The organism is Caldicellulosiruptor sp. F32, from assembly GCF_000404025.1.
Classification (GTDB): Bacteria; Bacillota; Thermoanaerobacteria; order Caldicellulosiruptorales; family Caldicellulosiruptoraceae; genus Caldicellulosiruptor; species Caldicellulosiruptor saccharolyticus.
Genome location: NZ_APGP01000086.1, coordinates 1 through 7,753, shown reverse-complemented (window position 1 = coordinate 7,753; position 7,753 = coordinate 1). Strand labels below are relative to the sequence as shown.

Genomic DNA, 7,753 nt, shown 5'->3' with positions numbered 1-7,753 from the left:
ATGAGTGGCAGCAAGAAATTGAATGGTTAAAATCACAAGGTTTTAAGGGAGTAAAATTTCACCCTGATTATCAGGATTTTTTTGTAGATGACAAAAAGATGTATCCAATCTATGATGCTATTTTCCAAAACGATATGATTATACTTTTTCACAGCGGAGTTGACCCGGCTTTTATGCCACCTTACCATTGTACACCAAAAAAGCTTCATAAGGTTCTAAAAGATTTTTCGGGTGCAAAGATTGTTGCAGCGCATATGGGTGGATATAGGTTTTTTGATGAGACGCTTGAGCACTTGATAGGTGAAGATGTGTATCTTGATACATCCTTTTTCTTTGGTGAAGTTGATATACAAAATCCAGAAGAGATTTTCAGAAATCATGGGATAGATAAGATTTTGTTTGCAACAGACTCTCCATGGAAAGACCAGAAAAGAGAAGTTGAGTATGTTAATAGCTTAAGACTTTCTGAAGAAGAGAAAGAAAAGATTTTTTGGAAGAATGCACAGCAGCTACTTGGACTTAAAATTGTCCATAGGGCAAAGTGAGATGTTTTGCTCAAAAGTCACTTAACAGCAAATATTAGAAAGAGAGGCTTTTTAAAATTGAGAGCCAAAATAATTGTCAATAACTGGACGTTCAAAGGCGGGTATTTAGCAGAGCATGGTCTTTCAATTTTGGTTATAAAAGATGACAAAAAGATTTTGTTTGACTGTGGGCAGACAAATGCCATCGTGAAAAACATTGAGAAGATGGGTGTGGGCTTTGATTTTGATGCTGTGGTCCTTAGCCATGCCCATTATGACCACACAGGTGGACTTAAATTTCTTATTGAAAGAACAGATTGTAATATTTGGGTGCACAATGGATTTTTTGAGAAAAAGTTTGCCAATAGAGAAGGGGAGTACAAATTTATAGGTGAAAATTTTGAAAGGTTTGACATGGCAAGGTTTAAGATTGTCAATGAAGATGTCTATGAGATATTTGATGGTATTTTTGTGGTGAATGTTACCTCGGGTAAAGAATCTAGTGAGTTTTATATTCTCAAAGATGGTCGGTTTCAAAGCGATTTGTTTTTAGAAGAACAATCTCTTGTAGTTAAAGAAGATAACAAACTTATACTTATTGTTGGTTGCGGTCATAATGGAATTGAGAATATTATAGAAAAAGTGGAAGAATGCTTTTCTCAGAGCATCTTTGCAGTTATCGGTGGATTTCATTTGAAGAATTTTCAAAGAGATGATTTGCAAATGCTTTGTGAGTTTTTCAGGGAAAAGAGAATCTATAAACTTGTACCTCTTCACTGCTCTGGGACAGAAGCATTAATTCATTTTGGTAATAAAATGGCAAATAAGCTAAAAGTTTGTGGTGTGGGAGATGTGATTGAAATATAAACATTTTAAAAAGGTGGCAGTAGCGCATGAGAAAAGATTTCTGGGAAGATAAGATAGTTATTATTACAGGGGTAACGTCTGGTCTGGGGAAGGAAATGACAAAGATTTTACTTAAAAAAGGTGCAAAGGTTGTTGCCATTTCAAGGTCAAAAGAGTCTTTAAAAGGGCTTCAGAATGAGCTCATTAGTTTTTCGAAAAATCTCTTTTTGATAAAGGCTGACGTGAGCTTCAGAAAAGATTGTGAAGATGCATTTAAGATCATAAAAGATAAGCTAAAAACGGCAGATTTCTTAATTAACAACGCAGGAGTTGGCTTGAGATGTGAAGTGGAAGAAATAGAGGATCTTGATCTTAAAAGGGTATTTGATACTAACTTTTTTGGTGCATTTTACATGATGAAGTATGGAATAGCCTTTTTCAAAGAACTAGGAGGAGGCACAATTGTAAATATTTGTTCACTTGGTGTGAAAAGACCTGTGCCATTCACAAGCGGATATACGGCATCAAAGGCAGCACTTTCAACCATAGCTGATGTTGCAAGAATGGAGCTTAAAAAATATAACATAAATATTTTAAATGCATATCCAGGTTCTATTTTAACAAGCTTTAGAAAAAAAGCTTTAGGAAAGCCATATCCAGAAGATGAAGTCCGGCTTTCAAGGCTTTCGCCGGATGTTGCTGCAAGAAGAATTATCAGAGGTATAGAGAAAAGCAGAAAAGAGATCTACACATCTAAAAAAGACTATATATTTGTGCTTTTTACCCGCCTTTTTCCACACATTTCAGATTTTATCGTTGAAAAGGCATTTGAAAAGAGGTTAAAAGGATTATAATTGCCTTAACACCTAAATTCCTTGACATGAATAAAAATACGTGCTAAAATATTTCAAAATTTAATTTTGAAAAAATAGCAAGAAGCCATTGTAAAAGCAATTGTCCGACAAACTCGAGTAGCACGGTCGGACTTTTCATATATAAAGGGTGGGATTTGGTTGATGGCGAAGATGACGGTAGCACGGGCAATGGTAGAGGTTTTAAAAAGCGAAGGTGTAGAGATTATATTTGGCATTCCAGGTGCGGCAATCTATCCATTTTATGATGCGCTCTATAGCTCTGATATAAAGCATGTCTTAGTACGCACAGAACAGGCAGCAGTTCATGAGGCAAGTGGATATGCGCGCACAACTGGCAAGGTAGGTGTGTGCGTTGCAACCTCTGGGCCTGGTGCTACAAATCTTATAACTGGCATTGCAACTGCATATATGGATTCAGTTCCTATTGTGGCTATCACAGGTCAGGTAAATTCAAGTTTAATTGGAAAAGATGTGTTTCAAGAAGTGGATATAACAGGGGCAACAGCTCCGTTTACCAAGCATAACTATCTTGTAAAAGACCCTAAAAAAATTGTAAGGATTTTAAAAGAAGCATTCTATATAGCCTCAACAGGAAGACGTGGGCCTGTTTTGATAGATGTTCCTATAGATGTTCAGATGCAGGAGATTGAATTTGAAATTCCGAAAGAAATTGATATTCCTGGCTACAAGCCAAAAGAAAAAGGGCATCCTCTGCAGATAAAAAGGGCAGTAGAGGCAATAGAAAGCTCAAAAAGACCTGTTGTATGCAGCGGTGGTGGAGTTATTGCATCAGGTGCATCACAAGAGCTGCAAATTTTGATAGAAAAACAGAAAATCCCTGTGATTTCAACCCTAATGGGAATTGGTTCTATTCCAACAGACCATCCTTATTATCTTGGCATGATAGGTTCACATGGTCAGAAAGAGGCAAATTTAGCGCTCAGACAAGCAGACCTTTTAATTGTGATAGGTGCGCGGCTTGCAGACAGGGCCTTGGGTGATACAAAAATTACTGACAATATGAAGATTATTCATATAGACATTGACCCTGCTGAGATAGGAAAAAATGTTGATACAAATGTGCCAATTGTTGGCGATGCAAAACAGGTGCTTTCAGAGATTAATAAGAGAATTTCAGAAAGAAAAGATTTTTGGGCTCATGAGATTAAAGCGCAAAAGAAAGTTCTTCCAGATGATGACAAGCTTCATCCTTATGATGTGCTAAGAGAAATTTCAAGGGCATACAATGGAGATTATATAATCACAACAGATGTTGGTCAGCACCAGATTTGGGCAGCTCATAATCTATATATCAAAGAACCAGGAACCTTTATAACTTCGGGTGGACTTGGTACAATGGGATATGGCGTCCCTGCTGCAATTGGCGCAAAGTTTGGAAGACCCGATAAGGAGGTAATTAGCATCACCGGCGATGGAAGTTTTCAGATGCTTTTGCAGGAACTTGCAACAATAAAAAGAGAGCAGGTGCCCATTAAAATTGTCCTTTTCAACAATACAAGGCTTGGAATGGTATACGAACTTCAGAAAAAAAGATGCACAGGCAGGTTTATTGCAACATGCTTGGATGGCAATCCTGACTTTATGATATTGGCAAAGGCCTATGGAATTGAGAGTATGAGGCTTGAGAGTAAGGAAAAGTTAAAAGAGGCTATTGAGATTATGAAAAGCCACAAGGGTCCGTTTTTGCTTGAAGTTGTGACAAGTCCTGACGAGCCAACTATACCTTAAGGGTTTAATTGAGCTTACTAAAACTTTTGGTGATAGGGGGATGTAAGAAGGTGAAGTACACACTTTCTGTTTTGGTTGAGAACCACCCGGGCGTACTGTCTCGTGTTGCAGGGCTTTTTTCAAGAAGAGGTTTTAATATAGACAGCCTTGCTGTTGGTGTTACAGAAGACCCTACAATATCCCGCATGACAATTGTTGTAAATGGTGATGACTACATTGTCGAGCAGGTGACAAAACAACTGAATAAACTTATTGATGTTATAAAAGTCAAAAAGCTAAACCCAAAAGAAGCTGTTGAAAGAGAACTTGCGCTTATCAAAGTAAATGCTAATTCTCAGACACGTTCAGACATTATTCAAATAACAGAGATTTTCAGGGCAAACATTGTGGATGTGTCAAAAGAAACGCTTACAATTGAGATTTCAGGTGATGAGGACAAGATTGAAGCACTAATTGAGCTTTTGAAGCAATATGGTATTCGCGAGGTAGTCCGTACAGGACTTATTGCGATAGAACGAGGAAACAAAGTTATATCAAAATCTAAGTCTGAGGAGGATGATTAAAGATGGCAAAGATATTTTATGATCAAGATTGTAATCTAGACCTACTTAAAGACAAGACTGTTGCAGTAGTTGGTTTTGGCAGCCAAGGTCATGCACATGCACTGAATTTGAGAGATTCTGGTGTAAACGTTGTGGTTGGACTTTATCATGGCAGCAAGTCTTGGGCGAAGGCAGAAAGTCATGGTCTTAAAGTTATGACAGCTGATGAGGCAACAAAAGCTGCAGACATCATTATGATTCTTGTAAATGATGAAAAACAGCCAAAGCTATACAAAGAGAGTATAGAGCCAAATTTAAAAGAAGGAAAGGCAATAGCATTTGCGCACGGTTTTAATATTCACTTTGGTCAGATAGTACCACCACCATACGTTGATGTTATAATGATAGCTCCAAAAGGACCAGGCCACACAGTCAGAAGCCAGTATGAGGAAGGAAAAGGTGTACCAGCTTTAGTTGCTGTACATCAGGACTATACAGGAAAAGCCTTAGATATTGCTTTAGCTTATGCAAAAGGTATTGGGGCATCAAGGGCTGGAATAATTCTTACTACATTTAAAGAGGAGACAGAGACAGACCTTTTTGGTGAACAGGCTGTTTTGTGTGGTGGTCTTACAGAGCTTATCAAAGCCGGGTTTGATACATTGGTTGAAGCAGGATACCAGCCAGAGATTGCATATTTTGAGTGTTTGCATGAGATGAAGCTGATAGTTGATTTGATTTGGCAGGGCGGACTTTCTTTAATGAGATACTCAATCTCCGACACAGCTGAGTATGGCGATTACATGACAGGTAAGAGAATTATAACAGAAGACACAAGAAAAGAGATGAAAAAGATATTAGAAGAGATTCAAAACGGTACATTTGCTAAGAAGTGGATTTTGGAGAACATGGCAGGAAGACCTGAATTCAATAGTATTAGAAGAAGAGAACAAAATCTTTTGATTGAACAGGTTGGTAAAGAGCTCAGAAAGATGATGCCTTGGATAAAGCCAATAAAAGAATAAGGGTGAGGGGTTTTTAATGGGAAAAAGAGTTATAAAGATATTTGATACCACGCTCAGAGACGGTGAGCAAACACCGGGTGTGTCGCTCAACGTCAATGAAAAACTTGAGATTGCAAAACAGCTTGAAAAGCTCAAAGTTGATGTCATAGAAGCAGGATTTGCAATAGCCTCTCCTGGCGATTTTGAGGCTATAAAGACAATTTCTGAAAACATCAAAGATGCAGTTGTTGTATCTCTGGCAAGGGCGATTGAAAAAGATATAGATAGGGCGTATGAGGCGCTCAAAAAGGCTTCATCTCCGAGGATTCATACTTTTATTGCAACGAGCGATATTCATATGAAATACAAGCTCAAAATGACAGAAGATGAGGTACTCGAGCGAGCAGTTGCCATGGTAAAGTATGCAAAAAAATATGTGTCTGATGTAGAGTTTTCATGTGAGGATGCAACACGTTCAAGGATTGAGTTTTTGATAAAGGTATTTGACGCTGTTATAAAGGCTGGTGCAACAGTTATAAACATACCAGACACGGTAGGCTACACAACACCTGAAGAGATGAAAAGGATTATTCGAGCAATAAAAGAAAACATTCCTGACATTGACAAGGTCCAAATTTCAGTTCATTGCCACAACGACCTTGGCCTTGCAGTTGCAAACTCACTTGCAGCGGTAGAAGAAGGTGTTCATCAGGTTGAATGTACAATAAACGGACTTGGAGAAAGAGCTGGGAATGCTGCTTTAGAAGAGATTGTAATGGCTCTCAAGACAAGAAAAGACTTTTACGATGTTGATGTACTAATTGACACCACACAGATTTACCGAACAAGCAAGCTTGTATCATCACTTACAGGCGTGTTTGTTCAGCCAAACAAAGCAATTGTTGGTGCAAATGCTTTTGCGCACGAGTCTGGTATACATCAGCATGGAGTATTGTCAGAACGAACAACATATGAGATTATTGACCCTGTATCAATTGGTCTTCCTAAAAACAGGATGGTTTTGGGCAAGCATTCTGGTCGCCATGCGTTTGAAGAGAGGCTCAAAGAGCTGGGATACACCGACCTTACAAGAGAAGAGATTGACGCTGCATTTGAAAAATTTAAAGTTTTGGCAGATAAAAAGAAGGTTGTACTTGACAAAGACATTGAGGCACTTTTAGAGCAAAAGTCTCTCAATATTCCAGAGACATATGAGCTTGTGAGGTTCCAGATAATAAGCGGAAATGACTTAATCTCAACAGCATCTGTCAAGATAAAATCTGGCGAAGAAGAGTTTGAAGAAGCGGCGACAGGCGATGGTCCTGTTGATGCAATCTTCAAGGCAATTGACAGAATAACAGGGCTTCAGGTTGAACTTGATGATTACAGTATAAAGGCTGTCACCCAGGGCAAGGATGCTCTTGGCGAGGTAACAGTAAGAATTAAGAAGGATGGCAAAGCGTTTTTGGGAAGAGGCTTATCTACAGATATTTTAGAAGCAAGCGCAAAAGCGTATGTAAATGCTATAAATAAGATGCTGTATAAAATTTCAGAGGAGTAAAATTGACTCTTTACAATTTTTTAAATTGGGTTTAAAATAGTTAACAAATAAAAATTAAGGGTCAAAGGGGTGCAAAAGATGATAATACGAATATGCGGCGCAATCACAATAGTTAGCATTATTTCAATAATTAGAAAGAGAATAATTAAGTGGATTTATAAAATTTCATATGCCGCATTGCACCCATTTTGGCCTGTGTATGAGCAAAGAGGGTTTTTGAAAAGACCCTTAGGGCATCTTTAGAATTTGCAATCAAATTTGAGATTGAATTTTAAAAGCCCAGCCTAAAAAATCACAGGCTGGGCTTTTTTGATATTCATGAAGGAGGGAAAATGAAGTGGAAGATAATAAGGCCATCATCATCTATGACTCAACCTTAAGAGACGGTGCTCAGGCTGGGGGAATTTCATATACTTTGGAAGATAAGCTCAAGATTGTAGAGAGGCTTGACAAATTTGGTGTGAAATTTATCGAAGCAGGCAATCCCGGCTCTAACATCAAAGATCAGGAGTTTTTCACAAGGGTTAAAAAGATGAAATTGAAAAATGCAACGCTTATTGCCTTTGGTTCAACAAGACGAGTCGGGATTAAAGTGAAAGATGATATTAACATTCAGTCACTAATTGCAGCTGACACCGAAGCTGTTGCAATC

The 7,753-nt window shown here is 38.1% G+C and carries 8 protein-coding genes and 1 pseudogene; all 9 read left to right on the top strand.

The window, feature by feature from the left end:
- Positions 1-545: amidohydrolase family protein (locus H964_RS08435; RefSeq protein ID WP_039766595.1), on the top strand; the 545-nt coding region annotated here is incomplete at its 5' end.
- 57 nt (positions 546-602) lie between these two features.
- Positions 603-1,391, top strand: a complete 789-nt coding sequence (locus H964_RS08430) for an MBL fold metallo-hydrolase (RefSeq protein ID WP_039766599.1) — start codon at positions 603-605, stop codon at positions 1,389-1,391.
- Positions 1,392-1,417: 26 nt separating this feature from the next.
- Complete coding sequence (locus H964_RS08425) at positions 1,418-2,224, top strand: SDR family NAD(P)-dependent oxidoreductase (RefSeq protein ID WP_039766593.1); 807 nt, start codon at positions 1,418-1,420, stop codon at positions 2,222-2,224.
- Between the two features lie 162 nt (positions 2,225-2,386).
- Complete coding sequence (ilvB, locus tag H964_RS08420; protein ID WP_039766591.1) at positions 2,387-3,994, top strand: biosynthetic-type acetolactate synthase large subunit; 1,608 nt, start codon at positions 2,387-2,389, stop codon at positions 3,992-3,994.
- Positions 3,995-4,044: 50 nt separating this feature from the next.
- Positions 4,045-4,557, top strand: a complete 513-nt coding sequence (gene ilvN, locus H964_RS08415; protein WP_011916693.1) for an acetolactate synthase small subunit — start codon at positions 4,045-4,047, stop codon at positions 4,555-4,557.
- A gap of 2 nt (positions 4,558-4,559) precedes the next feature.
- Positions 4,560-5,561: a ketol-acid reductoisomerase gene (gene ilvC, locus H964_RS08410; protein ID WP_039766589.1), complete on the top strand. Its 1,002-nt coding sequence runs from the start codon at positions 4,560-4,562 to the stop codon at positions 5,559-5,561.
- Between the two features lie 16 nt (positions 5,562-5,577).
- On the top strand, positions 5,578-7,101 hold the full coding sequence (locus H964_RS08405; protein WP_039766587.1) for a 2-isopropylmalate synthase: 1,524 nt from the start codon (positions 5,578-5,580) through the stop codon (positions 7,099-7,101).
- Positions 7,102-7,179: 78 nt separating this feature from the next.
- Positions 7,180-7,344 carry a hypothetical protein gene (locus H964_RS12625; RefSeq protein ID WP_013404015.1) on the top strand — a complete coding sequence of 55 codons (165 nt, stop codon included), beginning with the start codon at positions 7,180-7,182 and terminating at the stop codon, positions 7,342-7,344.
- 94 nt (positions 7,345-7,438) lie between these two features.
- A pseudogene (locus H964_RS08400) lies at positions 7,439-7,753 on the top strand (citramalate synthase); the annotation flags it as partial.